Here is a 242-nt window from a genome sequence, read left to right on the forward strand (position 1 = left end):
CCTTCGCTTCCCGTTGTACCGGCCATTGTAGTACGTGTGTAGCCCAGGTCATAAGGGGCATGATGATTTGACGTCATCCCCACCTTCCTCCGGTTTGTCACCGGCAGTCAACTTAGAGTGCCCAACTTAATGCTGGCAACTAAGTTCAAGGGTTGCGCTCGTTGCGGGACTTAACCCAACATCTCACGACACGAGCTGACGACAACCATGCACCACCTGTCTCCTCTGTCCCGAAGGCCTGC

The 242-nt window shown here is 55.0% G+C and carries 1 rRNA gene; it reads right to left on the minus strand.

Going from position 1 to position 242, the window contains the following annotated elements:
• Positions 1-242, minus strand: a 16S ribosomal RNA gene (locus ACZYR9_RS28005); the annotation flags it as partial.

The sequence above is a fragment of the Paenibacillus sp. F024 genome (genome assembly GCF_057814255.1).